At 57.4% G+C, this 18,302-nt stretch carries 15 protein-coding genes; 14 read left to right on the top strand and 1 reads right to left on the bottom strand.

Going from position 1 to position 18,302, the window contains the following annotated elements:
- Positions 1 to 46 precede the first annotated feature (46 nt).
- From ACWHYZ_RS14785 to ACWHYZ_RS14730, 12 genes are all read left to right on the top strand, one after another.
- A complete protein-coding gene (locus tag ACWHYZ_RS14785; RefSeq protein WP_447983445.1) occupies positions 47 to 4,411 on the top strand; it encodes a glycosyltransferase in 4,365 nt (1,454 codons plus the stop codon).
- Positions 4,383 to 5,651 carry a glycosyltransferase family 9 protein gene (locus tag ACWHYZ_RS14780; RefSeq protein WP_447983444.1) on the top strand — a complete coding sequence of 423 codons (1,269 nt, stop codon included), beginning with the start codon at positions 4,383 to 4,385 and terminating at the stop codon, positions 5,649 to 5,651. The genes ACWHYZ_RS14785 and ACWHYZ_RS14780 overlap by 29 nt, the downstream gene beginning before the upstream one ends.
- Positions 5,638 to 7,455 carry a CgeB family protein gene (locus tag ACWHYZ_RS14775; protein WP_447983443.1) on the top strand — a complete coding sequence of 606 codons (1,818 nt, stop codon included), beginning with the start codon at positions 5,638 to 5,640 and terminating at the stop codon, positions 7,453 to 7,455. Before ACWHYZ_RS14780 ends, ACWHYZ_RS14775 begins: the two co-directional genes overlap by 14 nt.
- Positions 7,452 to 9,122, top strand: a complete 1,671-nt coding sequence (locus ACWHYZ_RS14770) for a glycosyltransferase family 9 protein (protein WP_447983442.1) — start codon at positions 7,452 to 7,454, stop codon at positions 9,120 to 9,122. Before ACWHYZ_RS14775 ends, ACWHYZ_RS14770 begins: the two co-directional genes overlap by 4 nt.
- Before the next feature lie 22 nt (positions 9,123 to 9,144).
- Positions 9,145 to 9,669, top strand: coding sequence for a hypothetical protein (locus ACWHYZ_RS14765; RefSeq protein WP_447983441.1), 525 nt, complete (start codon positions 9,145 to 9,147; stop codon positions 9,667 to 9,669).
- A 230-nt stretch (positions 9,670 to 9,899) separates the two neighbouring features.
- The gene (locus ACWHYZ_RS14760; protein WP_447983440.1) at positions 9,900 to 10,724 is read left to right on the top strand and encodes a flagellin N-terminal helical domain-containing protein; all 825 of its coding nucleotides are present in this window, start codon (positions 9,900 to 9,902) and stop codon (positions 10,722 to 10,724) included.
- 71 nt (positions 10,725 to 10,795) lie between these two features.
- Positions 10,796 to 11,161, top strand: a complete 366-nt coding sequence (locus ACWHYZ_RS14755; protein WP_447983439.1) for a flagellar protein FlaG — start codon at positions 10,796 to 10,798, stop codon at positions 11,159 to 11,161.
- Positions 11,162 to 11,163: 2 nt separating this feature from the next.
- The gene (gene fliD, locus ACWHYZ_RS14750; protein WP_447983438.1) at positions 11,164 to 12,555 is read left to right on the top strand and encodes a flagellar filament capping protein FliD; all 1,392 of its coding nucleotides are present in this window, start codon (positions 11,164 to 11,166) and stop codon (positions 12,553 to 12,555) included.
- A gap of 14 nt (positions 12,556 to 12,569) precedes the next feature.
- Positions 12,570 to 12,965, top strand: a complete 396-nt coding sequence (gene fliS, locus ACWHYZ_RS14745) for a flagellar export chaperone FliS (RefSeq protein ID WP_447983437.1) — start codon at positions 12,570 to 12,572, stop codon at positions 12,963 to 12,965.
- Between the two features lie 354 nt (positions 12,966 to 13,319).
- Positions 13,320 to 13,535 (top strand): hypothetical protein, encoded by a 216-nt coding sequence (locus tag ACWHYZ_RS14740; RefSeq protein WP_447983436.1) that lies wholly within the window; start codon positions 13,320 to 13,322, stop codon positions 13,533 to 13,535.
- Between the two features lie 228 nt (positions 13,536 to 13,763).
- On the top strand, positions 13,764 to 15,170 hold the full coding sequence (locus ACWHYZ_RS14735; protein ID WP_447983435.1) for a diguanylate cyclase: 1,407 nt from the start codon (positions 13,764 to 13,766) through the stop codon (positions 15,168 to 15,170).
- Between the two features lie 34 nt (positions 15,171 to 15,204).
- Positions 15,205 to 15,807 (top strand): PilZ domain-containing protein, encoded by a 603-nt coding sequence (locus tag ACWHYZ_RS14730; RefSeq protein WP_447983434.1) that lies wholly within the window; start codon positions 15,205 to 15,207, stop codon positions 15,805 to 15,807.
- 205 nt (positions 15,808 to 16,012) lie between these two features.
- Here the strand turns inward: ACWHYZ_RS14730 and ACWHYZ_RS14725 are convergent, their stop codons facing one another.
- Entirely contained in the window at positions 16,013 to 16,990 is a 978-nt protein-coding gene (locus ACWHYZ_RS14725; protein WP_447983433.1) for a P-loop NTPase, read from the bottom strand.
- A 147-nt stretch (positions 16,991 to 17,137) separates the two neighbouring features.
- Here ACWHYZ_RS14725 and ACWHYZ_RS14720 point away from each other — a divergent pair, with 147 nt between their 5' ends.
- Together ACWHYZ_RS14720 and ACWHYZ_RS14715 are read left to right on the top strand one after the other, a co-directional pair.
- Positions 17,138 to 17,368: a helix-turn-helix domain-containing protein gene (locus tag ACWHYZ_RS14720; RefSeq protein WP_447983432.1), complete on the top strand. Its 231-nt coding sequence runs from the start codon at positions 17,138 to 17,140 to the stop codon at positions 17,366 to 17,368.
- A gap of 72 nt (positions 17,369 to 17,440) precedes the next feature.
- Positions 17,441 to 18,262 carry a CheR family methyltransferase gene (locus tag ACWHYZ_RS14715; protein ID WP_447983431.1) on the top strand — a complete coding sequence of 274 codons (822 nt, stop codon included), beginning with the start codon at positions 17,441 to 17,443 and terminating at the stop codon, positions 18,260 to 18,262.
- The last annotated feature ends 40 nt before the right edge of the window (positions 18,263 to 18,302 follow it).

Raw genomic sequence — 18,302 nt, 5'->3', positions numbered from 1 at the left:
GCCGGGGAGGTGTGCGAGTGTCTGCAGCGAGGATGAGGCGACCACGATGACCAACGCCAAGCCCACTGCTCTCTTGATTCAACTGGAATTTCAGACATGGGCGGCGGCCCGTGCCTGGACCTATTCGGCCGGCTACGCCGTCCAAGAAGGGCTCACGGCGAACGGAATCGAGTGTGTCACGGTCCCGGCCATCGCGAACACACCCAGTTCGTCGCCGCAGTCCTGGCTGTATCAAGCGAGGAAGCTGCTTGACGGACGGCGGTTCGACCAGGTGTGGGTGTGGCTCGTGCATTCGCCTCTGGATGAGGCCTGCCTGGACTGGATCTCGACGCTGGCGCCGATCAGAGTCGGCGTGTTGATGGAATCTCTGCAATACGATGACGAGGATTACCGGCATGTGCCTCAACTGAAGGGACGGCAAGCCCTGGTCGAACGCCAGATCCGCTACATGACCCATGTGCTCGCACCGGATGAGCTGGATGCGGAATTGCTCAATACTGGCCGGATCGCGCGCGCCCTTTGGTGGCCGTGCATGGTGCCGGTCAGGACCATCACCACGCCGGCGATGCCCGCCTCCCAGCGGGGTGTCTTTCACGGGACTCCCTATGGGGCTCGGCAACAATGGCTCAGCGATCCGTCCCTTCGTGATGTCATGGCGTTTCAAGGTCCCGTCGATCCGCCGACGTACTACCAGACTTTATTTGATCGGTTGCAGGATGCTGCCACTCGGTTTCTCCGCAACGGACAAGACGTGACGGAGGAAAGGCTTCAGGAATACGTCACGGCGTTGCAGGGTATTCGTGCCGGCGAATTTGCCGAATGGATGACGGGACTTTCTCAGTGGGCCGCAATCGTGAATCTTCCAAGCCTGGCGAAATTTTACGGAGGGCGTGTCTTTGAAGGCATGGCCGCAGGCCGCCCGGTCGTCTCCTGGGCCATTCCCGACCGTCCGAAAAATCGTGCGCTGTTTGAAGAAGGTCTGGAGATCACCCTGTTCGACAAGGATCATCCCGAGAGCCTGGCTCGCCACCTCGAGCGGCTTCTTGCTGATGAAGGCCTTCGCCACTCGATTGTGTCGCGTGCCCAAGACCGGCTGAGACGTTTCCACACGGCCGAACGGCGTCTTCATGAGACGCTGCAATGGATCGGCACCGGAGTAGAACCGAATTATGGACTGCACCCGTTGGCGTATACGGTAGCATCCGAAACGGCCGGTATGTCTCCAAGCCGATCTGCGACACGGGCTCTGACCAATGTGTCACCGGAAAGACCGACTGGCGCCGCGCATACCGATCAGTTCTATGAGCAACTGTTTATTCATACCCCGCACTGGTCGGCGCCTCAGCCCAATCCGGATGAAGCGGCTCGGTGGTCGAAAATTGCCGGTTTCCTGGAGGTGATTCGCAGGCGCAACGGCAACGCCCCGCTTCGCATGGCGGAAGTCGGCTGCGGTCGAGGTTGGCTCACGAATCTGGCTTCGTCCTATTACGGAACTTGCGAAGGCGTGGAACCGGTGGCCGGGGTTATCGCCAGAGCGAAGGCGCTGTTCCCATCCCTTCGCTTTACGGCGGGCACGGCCGCCACACTGCTCGAGCAACCGGATTTCCAACCCTATGATGTCGTGATTTCCTCTGAAGTGATCGAGCATGTGCCGCACGGCGAACAAGCCGAGTTCGTACACAGCCTGCGCGCTCTGCTTAAGCCAGGGGGCTATATCGTACTGACGACGCCGCGGGGCGACGTCCGGGAGCAGTGGCAGCGCATCGCCCCACCGAATCAGCCGATTGAAGACTGGCTGAGCGAACACCAATTGCGCACGTTGTGGGAAGCCGAGGGGCTGCAGTGCGTGGGTCTGGAACGCGTCCATGTGGAAGTGCCGACCTTACGGTTTGTCCCGGCGCCCACGCCCGATGAGCACCGCACGCTGAATTTGCTGCCGATCTATCAGATCTGGGCCTGTCAGTGGCCGGGGGATCGATCCGAGGTCATGGTGTCCCGATTCAATATACCGCCGACCGTCTCGGTCATCGTGCCGACATACAACCGTCCTGAGCGGCTGCGCGAGGCCCTGCAGAGTGTCCTGGCGCAGACGTTTCAAGATTTCGAAATTATCGTGGTGAATGACGGCGACACGGACATGTCTCCCGTTATTGATGCGCTCCCACATGGCGGGCGCATTATCTACGTGAAGCATCCCGTCAACAAGGGCCTCGCCGCATCCCGCAATACGGGGGTGCGACTCTCGCGCGGAACCTATATCGCGTATCTCGACGATGACGACCGGTATTACCCGGACCATCTGGAAGTCCTCGTGCAGGCCCTCAAACAAGGTCCGTTCAAGGCCGCGTATACCGATGCCTACCGTGCGAGTGAAGTCTGTGACGGCCCCGAGAGAAGAGTGACGCAGCGCGATCTCCCATATTCGTACGATTTCAACCCCGCGCGCTTGCTTGTCACGAATTACTTTCCGGTCTTATGCATGATGCACGAGCGCGGGTGCCTCGACGATATTGGTCTCTTCGACGAAACCCTGTTTGCGCACGAAGACTGGGACCTCTGGATTCGCATGGCAACCAAATATCCGTTCCTACATATCCCGCGCACGACGGCCGAGTTCTCCTGGCGGACCGATGGGTCTTCCATGACGAGCGGCACGAGGGAGACGTATCTACGGACAACCGAGATTATTTACAGGAAATATCGCCCGCATGCCGAGCGCTTGCCCGGAGTCCTGGAGGCACAGCGCGGGGAGATGGCTATTCGTCAACGCGAATTGCGTCGCAAGCCCGTTGTCTGTTCGATCATTATTCCTGTCTGGAATCGGGTCGATTTGACGCAGCAGTGCCTCGTGAAGTTAGCCGAGAGCACGCACGGGTGTGAGTACGAAGTGATCATCGTCGATAATGGGTCTACTGATAGCACTCCCAAATTTCTAGCGACATTGTCAGGCGATGTCCGGATCATTCGCAACGAAGAGAATCTCGGCTTCGCAGTGGCCTGTAATCAAGGGGCGAAGCTCGCGCAGGGTCGGTATCTGCTCTTTCTCAACAACGATACCATTCCCCTAGAAGGGTGGCTGACGGCACTGGTTCAGGAAGCGGAGGGCTCTCCTGAAGTTGCGGTAGTCGGCAGCAAATTACTGTATCAAGACGGGACCATACAACATGGCGGAGTGGCGTTTTCATGGTTGTATGGAACGGGGTATCACCTTTATGCGCGCATGCCGGCTGATGCGCCGGTGGTGAATCGTCGGCGAGAGCTGCAAGCGGTGACGGCAGCGTGCATGTTGATTCGGCGGGAAGCATTTGAACGTGTGAGTGGGCTCGATGAAGGCTTTCAGAACGGATTTGAAGATGTGGATCTGTGCCTGAAGATTCGCGAGCAGGGAAGCCGCATTGTCTATCAGCCGAAGAGCATGCTCTACCACCTTGAGAGCCAAACGCCCGGCCGGAAGGCCCATGAACGTGAGAACGCCAAGCGCTTCCTGACTCGGTGGAGTTCCCGCTGGTGGCTGCCGGACGAATACGCCGTCTACGCGGAGGACGGCCTGGCATGCCACGCCCTCAACGAGAACGGAACGTGGACATACCGGGTGGCACCCTTCGTCAACGAGGTGGAACGGGCTCAATGGGAATATGTTGCAGCGGTTCAGCGCCTGACGCACCAGCGAGACCCTGTGGCAATGGCAGAGTTGATACAGAGACTCGCTCAGGTGGAGGCATGGCCAAATGATGGACAGGCCCTCCGCTGGGGGGCATATGTCTGCCGGCATATCGGTGTGCCTCGGCATGAGGAGATGTTCTGGCGGCGCTTACTGAATCGTGAGGACGCTCCCGACGTACGTGCTGCCCTTGCTCGTCGCACCATCGAACAGGGGAATCTCTCAGAGGCAGAATCTCACATTGCCATGTTAATGAATTCGGCAGGCGATCGCGGGGAAGGATGGCTGTTACGGGGTGTATTGGAAATCCAGCGGGTGGCCTATCGACAAGCAATCACAGCATTCGAAACGGCCCTGCAGTTCGGTGGGGATCAACGCAAAGCCCGCATGGGGTGCGGCATGGCGGCGATCGGCGATCGTCGTCTTGATTATGCCTGGAAATGCTTCACTCAAGTATTAGAAACCGATCCGGACGACGCCGAGGCGATGAATTGGCTGCTTCAAGCCGGCACCGCTCTCCAGCGATGGCATGATCTCGCCGAGGTCCTTCACGCCTTTGTGCAGCGCAATCCCGCCGATCTCGCGGTACGCTATGCGCTGGCCGGTGTTTCTCTGCGCTTGGGGCGTTACGATCTTGCCCGCGCCCAGTATGACACCGTGAGATTGCTCGACTCGTCCTATGAGGGATTGCCGGAGCTGGCCCAAGCGCTGGACGACCGTAATGCCTGCGTGGTCCCGCATGACCGCTGAGGATCGACCGAACCGGGCGCTCGTCGTTCAGTTGGCGCGTCTTGGCGATCTGGTCCAGTCGTTGCCTGCGATCACAGCTTTGCGCAGACGTCGACCGAGTGCCGAGATGGATCTGTTGTGTGCGGCCTCATTGGCAGCAATCGGTTCGTGCGTGCCGGGCATTGCTCGAGTCCTTCCCTGGGAAGTTGAGCGGTGGCGGGCCTGGGCGGATGGCTGGTCCACAGCTCAGCAGGCGACACTGACCGACATCGAGGCGTATCTGAAGATGATCATGTCGAAACCCTATGGGAAGGCATTCAATCTCAACCAGCACAGCCGAGCTATACTCGCCGCCAGCCTGTTTGGCGAACGGGTCGTTGGCCCGGGAGAACAGGGCCCACTGAGCACAGAGCTTCCCCCATGGGCGGACTATCTACGGGGCGTCGCGCGGGCGCGCGAGCACAATCGGGTCCATTTGGCTGACATGTTCTGCGGCATGTGCGGGGTGACCCCGCCCGGGGAAGCGCCCAAACTTGAGATTCCAGCCATTGATCTGCCGGAGGATTTAGCCTCAGTGGGGGAGAGTGATGGTCCTTGGATCGCCATCGTCGTCGGCGCCGGCGATGCAGCTCGATGCATCCCGCCGGTGGTCTGGCGTGACTGGATTCGCGTCTTCCTCGCCGCAAGTCCGGCGGGGCAGGTTGTATTGATCGGGAGCGGGGTGGATCGTGAGCGGGCAAATGCAATTCAAGATGGTTTGTCGTCCCTTCATCTTGGGCGTGTCTGGGATAGTAGTGGACGGACAACGATTGTTCAGACGGCGGCGATCCTTGCGCGTTGCCAATGGGTCGTCGGCAGCGATACCGGTCCGCTCCATGTAGGCACGGCAGTCGGAGCCCGTGCCATGGGGTTCTACTTTGCGCGTGCGCGAGTCCACGAGACAGGTCCCTATGGCCAAGGGCATTGGACATGGCAAGCAGAACCTCCGATTGAGTCAGAGATACGAAGCAAAGCGTACGCGCAAGAAATACGGGTGGAAGAGATACATCAGTGGCCGATCGCCCAGAGCATACAACTCATTTTGAATGAACCGTTGAAGGCATGCGAGGGATGGACCCTGTGGTCTAGTCGGCTAGATGAATGGGGCGTTCGCCATGTGGCGGAAGGAAACGCCACAGATTTCGGAGAGCGGCGGGAAGATGTGTGGCGCCGGTTACATCGGCCGATGCCATCGAAGGCACACTCTCATGAATACGTTTGAGGCGAATCTCGCAGCCATAGCAGTGAAGGATGCCGCGCTTGCGGCAGCCATTCGGGATGCGCCGGGCGGCGTGCTACAGGTCACATCTGCCAAAACCGGTCTGCCGACGGCCACGGCATGCGGGCGCTCAATCCATAGTGCCTACGACCCCTTCCGTCAAGCCGAGGCGTGGGCCAAGGCGCACGCAAAAGCCTGTCGCCCTGGCGACATCGTTCTCGTCCTTGGTGTGGGCCTCCTGTATCACGCCGAAGCTTTGCGAGCGTCCATATCGCCAGACACCACCATCGGCATTATCGTCCCCGATGTGAACGAGGTACGCGATGCCTGTCAGGTGCGGCGGTTCGATCAATGGATGAATGGGGTCGAGTGGCTATGGGGCTCAGTCGAGCGCATGGCGACGCAGTTGAGCAGCGCTGCCCGTCCGTTGCGCATCGTGACCTATGCGCCTGCGGCGGCGCTTCATGCGAGCGTCCACGCCGATCTCGAACGGATCATTCGTCAACAGGTCGCGGCACGGGCCGGAGGGCAAGTTCATGTGGCGGTCGTCGGTCCAATCTATGGAGGCTCGCTTCCCATTGCGAGGTATACGGCCTCGGCCCTTGAGCAATTGGGGCACCGGGTGACGTGGATCGATCACAGCCTGCACCAAGCCAGTTATGACATGATGAGCGGGTTGAAAGAGCGGCGCCATCGCCTGATGTTGCAAAGCCGATTGGCCGATGTGTTGGGCCAATTGACCATTGCGCGTCTTGCTGAAGATCCACCTGACGTGGTCCTCGCTCTGGCCCAAGCACCGATGACCTTGCCGCTGCTCGAGCATTTGCGGAAAAAGAACTTTCTCACGGCGATGTGGTTCGTAGAAAATTATCGCCACCTCAGCTATTGGCAGCAGGTGGCAGCCGGCTATGATCATTGGTTCGTCATTCAGAAGCAGGCATGCCACGAGGCCTTGCGTTATGCCGGCGCCAAGCAGGTCAGCTATTTGCCGATGGCGGCGGAGCCCTCCATCCATCGCCCCTTCACATTGACCGCTGAAGAACACACCGCGCTTGGCGCCGACGTGTCATTTGTAGGGGCCGGCTATGCGAATCGCCGCCAGATGCTTCCTCGCCTCGTTACAAAGGAATGGACGTTCAAGCTGTGGGGGAACGAGTGGGACGGGGTCCCGTCACTCACCAATGTCTTGCAACGAGCCGGAGCGCGGATCGATACCGACACATGCGTGAAGGTCTTCAATGGGACAACGGTCAATATTAATCTGCACTCGTGGAGCGGTGAGGGATTGGACCCCGATGGTGATTTTGTTAATCCGCGCACGTTCGAACTCGCCGCATGCGGCGCCTTTCAGATTGTCGATCAGCGCACGCTGCTCCCGGAGCTCTTCACGAGCGAGCAACTCGTGACTGTCGGTCGTCCCGATGATCTCGTGCCGCATGTCCGTCACTGGCTGCATGATGCGGCAGGGCGGAAACAGATGGCTGACGCGGCCCGAGAGCGTGTGCTGGCCCACCATACCTATGTCCATCGCATGCGACAACTCTTAGCCCATATCGGCGTCAGTCAGCCTGATCGAATCGGCGCGATCCTGCAAGGCGAGCGCCAGGCCGGCGCCCTCATGGACAGGAGTCAGTCGGTCCCTGAGCTGATTCCGGTCCTTGCTCAATTTGCGAGGCAAGAGCGAGTCGAACTCAAGGACGTCGCAGCCCGCATTCGTGCACGCGGCACGTCCGCCGTGCTCGCGCGAGAAGAGCTGCTCATCCTGATGCTGGATGAGTATCGGATGGAAACCCGAGATTTGCTATGAGCAAGCAAGTGCTGATCATTAACGTGACACGGATGGGGGATCTGGTTCAGACGATTCCATTGCTGGGGCGCCTTCATCACGAATGGCCCGGAGTCGCGATCGATCTGATCGTCGATACGACCTTCGCCCCGATGGCAGCCTTACTCCCAGGCATTCGCCATGTGCTGGCGTACGATTTTCAAAGGCTGATGGATCAATGCCGTACCATGGCCAAGGATGTGGTGGCCCTTGTCCGGGAAGTCTCTGAGTGGACACGGCCTCTGATTGGTACCAAGTATGACCGCGTGATCAATCTAACGTTCACTCGGCGCAGCGGCCTGTTCGCAGCCCATATCGGTGCTTCCGATATACGGGGTGTCACGACCACACCTGACGGCGTGTCGATCGTTCACAATCCTTGGATGAAATATTTTGCCGACATGCACCGGCACCGCCGCTTCAATCGGTTCAATTTGGTCGATCTGTATGCACTTGGCGGGAGCGGTCCAGGACCGCATGCTCCACTGACCCTCTCCATCACGCCGGATGCAAGAGAGTGGGCCGAGCGCTTTCTCCTTCCGACCGGCACTCGGGCACTTGCTATCGCCGTACAAATCGGAGCGAGCGACGCCATGAAAGCATGGCGACCGGAATATTTCGGTCGCACGATGGCGACCCTCAGCCGGCAGGTGAAGACAAGGTTCGTTCTGATCGGATCGAAAAGTGAAGCGGACGCTGTGCAGCAGGCGGTGACGGCCTATCGCGGCGCGGGCGGTGTCGCAACGATCCACGATGCAGCGGGGCAAACAGACTTGCCGAAGCTGGCTGCACTCTTGGCGCAATGCCGTCTGCTGCTGACCAACGATACCGGACCGATGCATGTTGCGGTCGGCGTGGGGACACCGGTGATCGACCTCTCCGTAGGCCATGTCAACTTCAACGAGACGGGACCGTATGGGAGGGGACATTGGGCTGTGCAACCGGATCTCGGATGCGCGCCATGCGGGTTCGAGCAGGTGTGTGCGCACCATGCCTGTCAGGACCGTCTCATTCCCGACCAGGTTGCGGCGCTCTGCCTGCATGCCTTGGGAGCCGCAGCGTTTCCGCATCCGGTGACGGGGGTTCGGCTTTACGAATCCGACATCGATGAGGATGGCCTCGCGTGTTACCGGTTGCGCGCGGGCCAAATGGATCCCACATCGGATTGGTACGGAAAGTTCTGGCGAAAGTATTGGTATGACACATTTGCTGGGCATCTTAGCAAGGTGCGCATCGATGAGCCACCGCCCGATTTAGCCGTTCAGAAAGTACTGTTTACAAAACTCAATCCTCTGGTCACGCGGCTGATCAAGCGGACGGCCGACCTCGTCCACCTGTGCAAGCGCCGTCCCTTACCGGTGCAAACCCTCCAGTCTGCGCAGACCGAGGTGGCTGGTGCGAGACGATGCGTTCTTGAAATGGCCGTGCCGTCACCCGCCTTCGGCCCGATCACCGTGGCCCTGCTTCGAGAATTGCAAAATGGCGACGGGATGGAATTACCGGTTATGGCTGAGCAACAAGCCACGGCCTTCCGTATTTGGGGCAGTCGACTCCGCGCTGTCATGGAACAACTCGACGCGCATCAATCAATCTCTTCTCGCAGGAGAGTGCCGCCAACTTCAATGCGCAGAGCGCTTCTCATGCCTTAACGGCCTTAACCGGGAGTCGATCATGCAAGTCATGTTGGATGATGAACAATGGACCGTGAAGGACGACATGTCTCTGATGGAAATCTTGGCACAGGTCAGTGATAAGGCGCATGCGAAGCATCGCGTTGTCACGTCGTTGCAACTCGGGTCTCGACCGTTGACGGACCGGGATCTCACAGCGGCCATGCTCGCTCAAGCCGGAGCCGGCATGGGACCTGTTCGTGCCTGCACGCTCTCGGTAGACCAAGTGATGAAGGGCGCTGACGGAACTATGGCGCGCTTCGCCGGTCTCCTCAAAGCGGACGGAGTCGGTCTCGTGCATGCGTTCCGCACCGGCGAAATCACAGCAGCTGCGTTGGACGCATGGTTGGGACGCCTTGCGGACTACCTTGAATGCGTGGAAACGAAGCGGAGTCAACGTGTAAGCGATTCGGCTGAGGCGCTGGTGCCCTGGGTGTCTCGTCTACTGGAGGCACGAATCGCGGAAGATTGGGTGGCATTGGCTGATCTGGTGGAGTACGAAATTGTCACTCGTCTGCCGGGATAGCCGTCGATGCTCCTTGTTCTCGGTTGCGTCCGATTCAGTCGTGTCTCCCTAACTCGTTTCAGTACTTGGCCTTTCCTCAAGTCTCTACGGCAGGATGCCGATAAAGATACCGTCACAGTGACTCGGGGTCGAAAAGGGGGTGGAGAAAGGAAGATGCCGACTCGCTGAACTCTTCGGCATGGATGCTGAGGGGGTGAACGTAGTCATTCAGGTTCATGGAGGAATAGATCATGTCGCTCGTAGTCAATACCAACGTTGCATCACTGGCCGCCCAGAACAATCTCACCGCCAGCACCAATCAGTTGGAGCGGTCGGTGGAACGGTTGTCGTCCGGTCTTCGTATCACCCGCGCTGCAGATGATGCGGCCGGCCTCGGTGTGTCTGAAACGTTGCGTGCACATATCCGCAGCATCAATCAGGCCGTTCGTAACTCGAACGACGGCATCAGTTTGACGCAGATTGCGGACGGTGCCGCCCAAACGATCGGAAATCTCCTGTCCCGGCTCCGTGAATTGGCGTCCCAATCCGCCAACGGAACGGTAGGCTCCACCGAGCGTTCCTATCTGGACCAGGAATTTGTCGCATTACGGTCGGAAATAGATCGAATCGCTTCGGTCACCGAATTTAACGGCACTGCGTTGCTGAGTGGATCCGCAAATTCCTTCACCATTCAAGTGGGATACAAGAGCGGAGCGAACAATAGTTTGACCTTGACCTTGAGAGATTTGGACGTCTCGTCAGTGGGCCTCACATCAGTCAATGTGTCGACGTCTGCGAACGCGCAGAGCGCGCTGGCCAATATCGACAGCGCAATCAGTGCCGTGGCAACGGCCCGAGCCGATTACGGTTCCTACCAGAATCGGTTCGAAGCGACGATTGCGAGCCTGCAGGTCACGAGTCAGAACTTCTCGGCTGCCGAGTCTCGCATTCGGGATGCGGACGTGGCCTATGAGACGTCGGTATTCACGAAAAACCAAATTCTGGTGCAGTCGGGCATCGCGATTCTGGCACAGGCCAACGCACTTCCACAGCAAGCGCTGACGCTGCTCAGGTAACGTGCGGTGTTCACCCACCCTCCCCGAAAAGGGGAGGGTCCGGGTGAAGGCCATATTTCATGGAGGCGGCCATGATCGACGAAATAGCAGGACGAGATGCGATTCCCGCCGCGCTTGTGAGAGGGGAAGCCGTTAAAAGCGGGGAGGCGCAGGTGTCTCAGCGTCCCATGCACGGTACACCGAGCGATGCGACACCCGAGTCGTCACCGGCGGATCGAAAGGCCGTTGAGGACTCCATCGCAAAGATTCGAGAGTCTATAGGACCGGTGAATTCCAGTTTGAAGATTGAGATCGACGGGGACACCGACCGGATCATCGTCAAAATCTTGGACGATAAGTCCGGCGAAGTTATCCGTCAAATCCCCTCACAGGAAATGATCGAGATCGCGAAGCGGTTGGACGCCATGCAAGGCATTTTCGTCACCAAACGGACATAATTATGGCCACAGGAATCAGCTTCGGCGGACTCGGGAATGGATTTGATTTCCAGCAGGTCGTCACGCAACTCGTATCGCTTCAGCGCGCCCCTATCGATCAACTGACATCGGACCAATTGGCGCTCCGGAGCAAGCTGACAGATTATGGAACCTTGGGATCGAACCTCCTGAAGTTGCAAAGCAGTGCGGCGGCCTTGAAATTATCCAGCGGGTTTGATCGCTTCACCGCATCGTCCGGTGATGCCGATGTGCTGAGTGTCAGCGCTTCAAGCGGCGCCACGCCGGGGAATTACACGCTCAGCGTCACACAGTTAGCCGCCGCGCATCAGATTACGAATAAGGCAACCAAGGCTGTCGCAACCACGTCGACCAGTATAGTGGCTGGCGCATCCGCTACCTTCAGCTTCACAGTGGCCGGAGGAGCCGCACAAACGATTACGTTAGGCACGGGGGCTAGTCTGGATGATTTGAAAACAGCGATTAACGATTTGAGCGCCGGCGTGACGGCGTCCCTGCTCAATACGGGAACAGAAGCAACCCCGTCGTATCGACTGGTCCTCACCGCTACGGCAACGGGTTCTGCCAACGCCGTGACCATTACCGCCGATGACACGAGTCTTGATCTTCTCAACGCATCAGGGACCGGGGGGATCGACACGCTTCAGGCGGCGCAGAACGCTACGATTGTCCTTGGGGATCCCACCGGGAATCCCGTCAGCATTGATCGCAGCACGAACACAGTCACCGATGCGATTGCCGGAGTGACCTTGACTCTCAAATCGATAACCGCCCCCGCTGCCACGGTGAATGTGGCCGTGAGCCGGGATGCCACAGCCGTCAAAACGGATGTGAAAGCTATTGTTAGTGCCTACAACGACATTGTGAAGTTCATCAATGACCGAAATACCTATGACACAGAGAAGAAGCAGGGCGGGGTATTTTACGCCGAGGGAGCTACCAGAACGGTTTTGAGCCGACTTCGGCAGGCCTTGTCGGACGATGTCGGTGGGCTGACGGGACTGACGGCGGTTGGAGAACTGGGATTTAAAACAGAACGAGACGGCACCATTACCATCAACGAAAGTACGCTTGATACTGCGCTCAGCACCAATTATTCCGGGGTGAAAAATCTGTTCATTGGCCAAGCATCCTCGACCGGGGTGGCACAGCGACTTTCCGATGTGATTGACGGGCTCGATGCCGTGGATTCCGGCACGTTGACATTACGGCAGAATGGGCTGACAAAGGACATCGACAGCTTATCGGATCGTATCACCCAGAAGCAAAACAGCCTGGACCTCTATGAAGAACAACTCCGGCTGCAATATGCGCAATTGGACGGATTGCTTCGACAAATGCAGAGTCAGATGGACTTTCTCAAATCGCGACTGTAACCAAGGATGGGGATATGCATGACGGGATTCACCAATATCGCCGGACGGAGGTTCTGACGGCATCAGAGATTCAAGTCATTGTGCTCCTTTACGACGGGGCCTTACAGTCATTAGAGTTGGCACGCGAAGGCATCCTAAACAACAATTATGCCGATAAGGCACGTTTCTTAGGGCGTGCAGTGGCGATTGTCAGTGAGTTATCAAATGTGCTTGATATGGAGAAGGGGAAAGAGATCTCGCTGTCACTTCGTCGACTGTACGATTATATGTTGGACGAGTTTACCCAGGCCAATCTTCGGCACAATGTCCGTCATCTCGACGGCCCTATCCGCTGTCTGAGCACGCTTCGAGAGGGCTGGCACACCATTGCACAGCAGGGCGCGATGGCTAGTGCGGCACTGGCGGGTTGAAGCCGATGCATTCTTCATGGGAAGACACGGCTGAGAAACTGACATTAGAAGCTGTGCAGGCAGCGGAAGAAGGTCGATGGAATACGGTCACTCTGTGTTATCAGCGACGGGGTGAGCTCCTTCTAGCGAATGACGTCTGTCGGTCGTTCGCCCGGCGGTTGCATCTTCTGGATGGTTTCATACTCGGGAGACTGCGCATGGCCACGATGTCAATCCAACATCTATTGACGGCCGTGTCCTTAAAGCGACGATTGCTTGGACGATTTGATGTAGAGCCTCAATCGACTACCTCGCAGGACCGCTTTCGACGCATCAGCCGTCGGATGTAGTGGGCGACCCTACACGGATTAGGCCATGCCCATTGAATTTACCCACCTTCATAATCTTGTCAGGACGTATCAACGATCATTGCATCTGAGTGAATTGAGTAAGGCTTCGACCGAGCCGCCCCACGACGAATTAGACGATCGCGTGTCCATCTCGGACGAGGCACGAGATGAGCGTCGGCAATGGGAACTGCATCCTGGCGCTGATCCCGAGGCCGATTCATCGGGTTCAGCCGGCGCCTAACGATTCATCGGCAGAGGCCAACCGGCACCCGGCAAAAATTACCCATTCATTGCGACACGACCGTGGACAACTGTACATACGGTAACTTACGTATTAACTGAAGTGGCATCGTTGTTGCTTTGTATGCTGACGGGTCAAATGGATCGGGCCAAGTGGGGAGAGGACTAGCACGTGGCGCATAGACGCGTAGTTTGCCCAACAGTCTTAATCAAGGCTTACGGAGTGTCGATGCAAGAGGTGTTGCACCAGCGATTGAGTAAGATTGGCTACAAGGCTAGACGGGTAAGTACACCGATGGAGGTTCTTGAATGTCTCGATGAACAGCCGCCTGTCGAAGCCCTTGTCTGGGCGATTGAGGAGCCGAAGAATGATGCGATACAACTCCTCGATCAACTTCGGAATCGTGAAAGCGATCTCTGCGTCATTTTGATAGGACCGGAACTGGGGGCCGAATGCGTTTCCGAGTGTCTGCGAAATGGCGCCTTCGATTATCTCGCGGAGCCGGTTCCGCCTGGGCGCCTGGAGGAATCACTTCGGCAAGGATTGGATATTCGTCAGTCGTTTCGCAAGGTCCAAGGCCTCTCCGGGCAATTGAGCACCGTCAATGAAGCATTGGGCCGTGAGAGAGACCGGTTGAAGCGCTTGAACCGGAGTCTTGTCCTCTTGAATCAACTTGGACAGGCCATGTCGGCAAGCCATGAGGCAGACGAGATTGTCCGCATCATGGCTCAACATGTGCCGGCCATCATGCCCTATGATGTCCTCACGGTGACATGGCGGGAACCGAAGCGCACCTGGGTGTATCGCGCCGATGAAATGACCTCACGCCCGGCCAAACAGAAGAACGATAGTCAGCCTGTCCCCCGGACGCCTGTTACGCATCTCGACGGCCCAAGCCGGGCCGGGAAGTCTCACGCCATAGGGGCAGCCGTGGACGCCATCGAAGTCCCACTTCTGTCGAGGAATGAGGATGTCGGCAGCTTTCGTTTGGAACGTAGGCAAGGAAGCCTATTTGGACCAGCCGACCGCGAGTTGGTGATGACGGTGGCCACATCCTTAGCGCTTTCGCTGACAAATGCGCATGCGCATCGCTCGTTGGAACAGATGGCCATGAAAGATGGATTGACGGATCTGTTTAACCGACGAGCGTTTGACCAACTTCTCGGACAGGAAATCAAGGCAGCCGAACGATATCAATCTCCTCTCTGTCTCTTATTGGGCGATGTCGATCATTTTAAAGCCGTGAACGATCGTTTCGGGCATCCCGTCGGAGATGCCCTGCTGAAAGAAGTGGCGACATTGCTGACGGAATCATTGCGTGAAGTCGATATTGTGGCGCGATACGGAGGAGAGGAGTTCGCTATTATTCTGCCACGGACTGATGTGGCATCAGGGTCGATTCTGGCCAATCGCATCCGGGAGCGAATCGAACGGCATGTATTCATCATCGAGCGATTCACGATTCGTCTGACGCTCAGCTTGGGTGTAGCTGGCTTTTCCCCACCCTCGGTGAGGACAAGAGAAGATATGATCCATGCGGTCGATCAAGCGTTGTACCTGGCGAAATCAGGCGGTCGCAATCGCGTGGAAATCCACGGGCTGGCCGCCCCGGCCGATCTGCCCATACGCGCGTAAGCGGAACTGTAAACGAATAAGTATTGGAGGCGGTATGCAGGAGCCTAAGAGGGCGGCCGTGATCGACGATCGAAGGGAGTGGCTTCGTATCGATGATTGCCTGTTCTTGGAATACCAGCTGGTTGGCGAAATGAGTTGTCCGGTCGCCATTCCCGCCGATCGTGCCGCTGAAGAATTAATTACGACGTTTATCAGCAAACCGACGGAGGACTTGTTGGCTGCCGCGCATCTTGATGCCGCAGGATCCCTCATGGTTCCGTGGCTCAAGAAAATCGACTGGGTGCTGGAAGCCATTCTTCAACGGCTAATCCATATCAGCAAGGAAGGGATCGCCCTTCCCAGGCTCACGGCAGTGAATATCAGCGGGGGCGGGATCAGCTTCGTCTCCTCTCGACAATTTCAGGAGGGAGATCAGCTCGATCTACGCCTCATTCTGCCTCCTTTTACGCCGATTCAGACGAGAGTCGTGATTACGCGTGTCGCCCCAATCGAAGGAGAAGCTGAAAGAGTGGGTTGGCGTACGGGAACCCGATATGTACAGATCGGTCAAGACGACCACGAATGCTTGATCCGCCACATTCTTCACCTCCAAGCGGAGCGGTTACGTGCCCGTCATGCGACTCAGCATGAGGACTGATTAGCTCGGATTATTCATGGATGTGTCGCGAAGCGGCCGAGACCGACGCCCGTCATTTCACCCGCCCACCCGAGACGCGCCAAGACGCTTCCCTTCCGGTAGGCTTCTCGCATGTGAGATCGACACAGGCGGACTTGCGTTCGGTCGAGGAGACCGAACAAGAAAAGCCGAGCGGGGCGACACGATCGGCCGCTGGAGTAGCTACTCATTGGAATAAGCGGGCTAGCTCTCCTCCACTCACCCCTTGTTGGGCCGTCTCAATCACACAAGCCGGCATCAACTGTCTCGCGATTCTCAGAAACGCTTGCCCGGCGGGGGAGTCCGGGGCCGACTCGACGACAGGGAGATACGTCCGCACGGAACGCTCGACAGCCCGGTCGTCGGGAATCTCGCCTAATAAGACCAGGTCACCGCCCACATAGTCTCGCAAAAGTTTTTGAAGTTGCAGTGTATTGACCTTCGACCGGGCGGTCGTACGATTGAGGACCAACAGAGGACGAAAGGACTCCAAGGCCTGTCTAGCGACGGCTTGTGCGGCATGATCGCTCTGTCCCGATGCCAGGACGATCTCCTCCACACTCCCAAAATCACGTTCCGCCAGTGCTGTATTGATGGGATCATTGCTCAGAAAGTTCGAGAGCACGCGTCGAATCGCTGCCAGCTTCATGAATCGATAGAGATCCAGGACCGACGTGGGATCAGGCGTGGCGACTACCAGATGCAGATCCGCCAAGAGGAAGAAATCCAAGGCATGATACCCGGTGCCGGCGCCGACATCGACAATCATGATGTCGGCTTCCATCTGGCGCAGATGACGAATTAACCGTTTCTTCTTGGCATACGGCATGTTGGCAGTGGCGAGTGTGTCGCCGGTTCCTGCGATCAGACGAAGCCCTCGCTGTGTGGACACAGGGTAGGCAATGGCGTCGAGGGAATTCACGCGTCGGCTGAGGAAATCGCTGAGCGTGGCGGCAGGATGGAGGAGGCCGAACATGATGTGCAAATCGGCTCCGCCGACATCCAGATCGACGAGGACGACACGTTTCCCCATGCCCGCCAGCACTAGGCCAAGATTGCCTGCCACGATGCTTTTGCCGACGCCACCTTTGCCGGATGCGATGGAAATAATGGTCGCCATAATCCCTATCCACCATTGCGAGGCCTCCAATGAGCCGATCAGCATTGGCGGTTTCCTTGTGCAGCCTCAACAGTAAAGCAGCTTTCGTGCCCATGCTCCCCATCGACTGGAAGATCGCGTAAGCCCCGCCGGCTGCGATCAGGAGACCATGAGCTTAAGTTTTTTCGAAATAGGGCCGATACGGCATTCGATATGAACCATGCTTTCTTGGCAGCAACGAACAAATCAGCAGATGCCGAAACCGGCTTGGATGGCCAGATTCTCACCGTAGGAGAAGTGGCTCATTTTTTGCGGGTCCCGAAATCGACGGTGTACAAGCTTGCAAGGCTGGGACAAATTCCAGCGTCGAAGATCGGCAAGCACTGGCGCTTTCTCCGCAAGGATCTTCAAGCTTGGATGCAACACCGATCGAACGGTCAATAGCCGTCCTCGGTTGGCTGTGCCCTCTGCAAGAGTCGGTTCAACGACGCCGATCGCCGTGGAAGGACACTATCGATGCAGTTGAGTCCGTCGACTTTTACAGATCTGCGCAACCTAATTTACGAGCGTACAGGAATCTTTTTTCCGGACAACAAAAAATACGTCTTGGAAAGCCGGCTTCAGGCCAGGCTCAAAGAAAGAAAATGTCGATCGTACGAAGAATACTTTCAATTGTTGAAGTACGATGCCTGGCGCGATCAAGAGCTGAATGCCGTCTACAACCTCGTGACAACGAATGAAACGTTTTTTTATCGTGACCTTCCTCAGTTGCAAGAGTTCGGGAACACGATTGTGCCAGCCGTGGTCAAAGCGAACGCGTCCACATCGCGCATCCGGGTCTGGAGCGCCGCCTGTTCCAGCGGCGATGAACCCTATACCTTAGCGATGATGCTGCTGGAACATCCTGCTCTTGCGAATTGGGCGATCGATATCCTCGGCACCGACATCAGCGAGACCGCCTTGGCCGCCGCGCGTACGGCCGTGTACGGATCGTATGCGGTACGCAACGTCCCCCCGGCAGTGATGAATAAATATTTTCAACGTGAATCGGGTCAATACGTGCTGTCCGACAAGGTGAAGCAACTCGTCAAGTTTGCGCATATGAATCTCTATGACGGGAGTCGGTTAAAAATCATCAGGGGGATGGACGTGATTTTTTGCCGAAATTGTCTCATCTATTTTGATGACAAGGCGAAGCAGAAAATCGTCAATAATCTGGCCGAATGCCTGCGCCCGCAGGGATATTTGGTCATCGGATTTTCCGAATCGCTGCATGGAATCACGGATGGCTTTAAGCCCCTGCACGCGAATCGGACGGTCGTGTATCAGAAGCTCTAGCGCGTACGAATCGTTTCATCAAGGAGGTTACGGAGATGCC

The sequence above is a fragment of the Nitrospira sp. Nam74 genome (assembly GCF_965152615.1).
The sequence above is the reverse complement of the archived record's forward strand: the minus strand, read 5'-3'. Positions and strand labels throughout refer to the sequence as shown.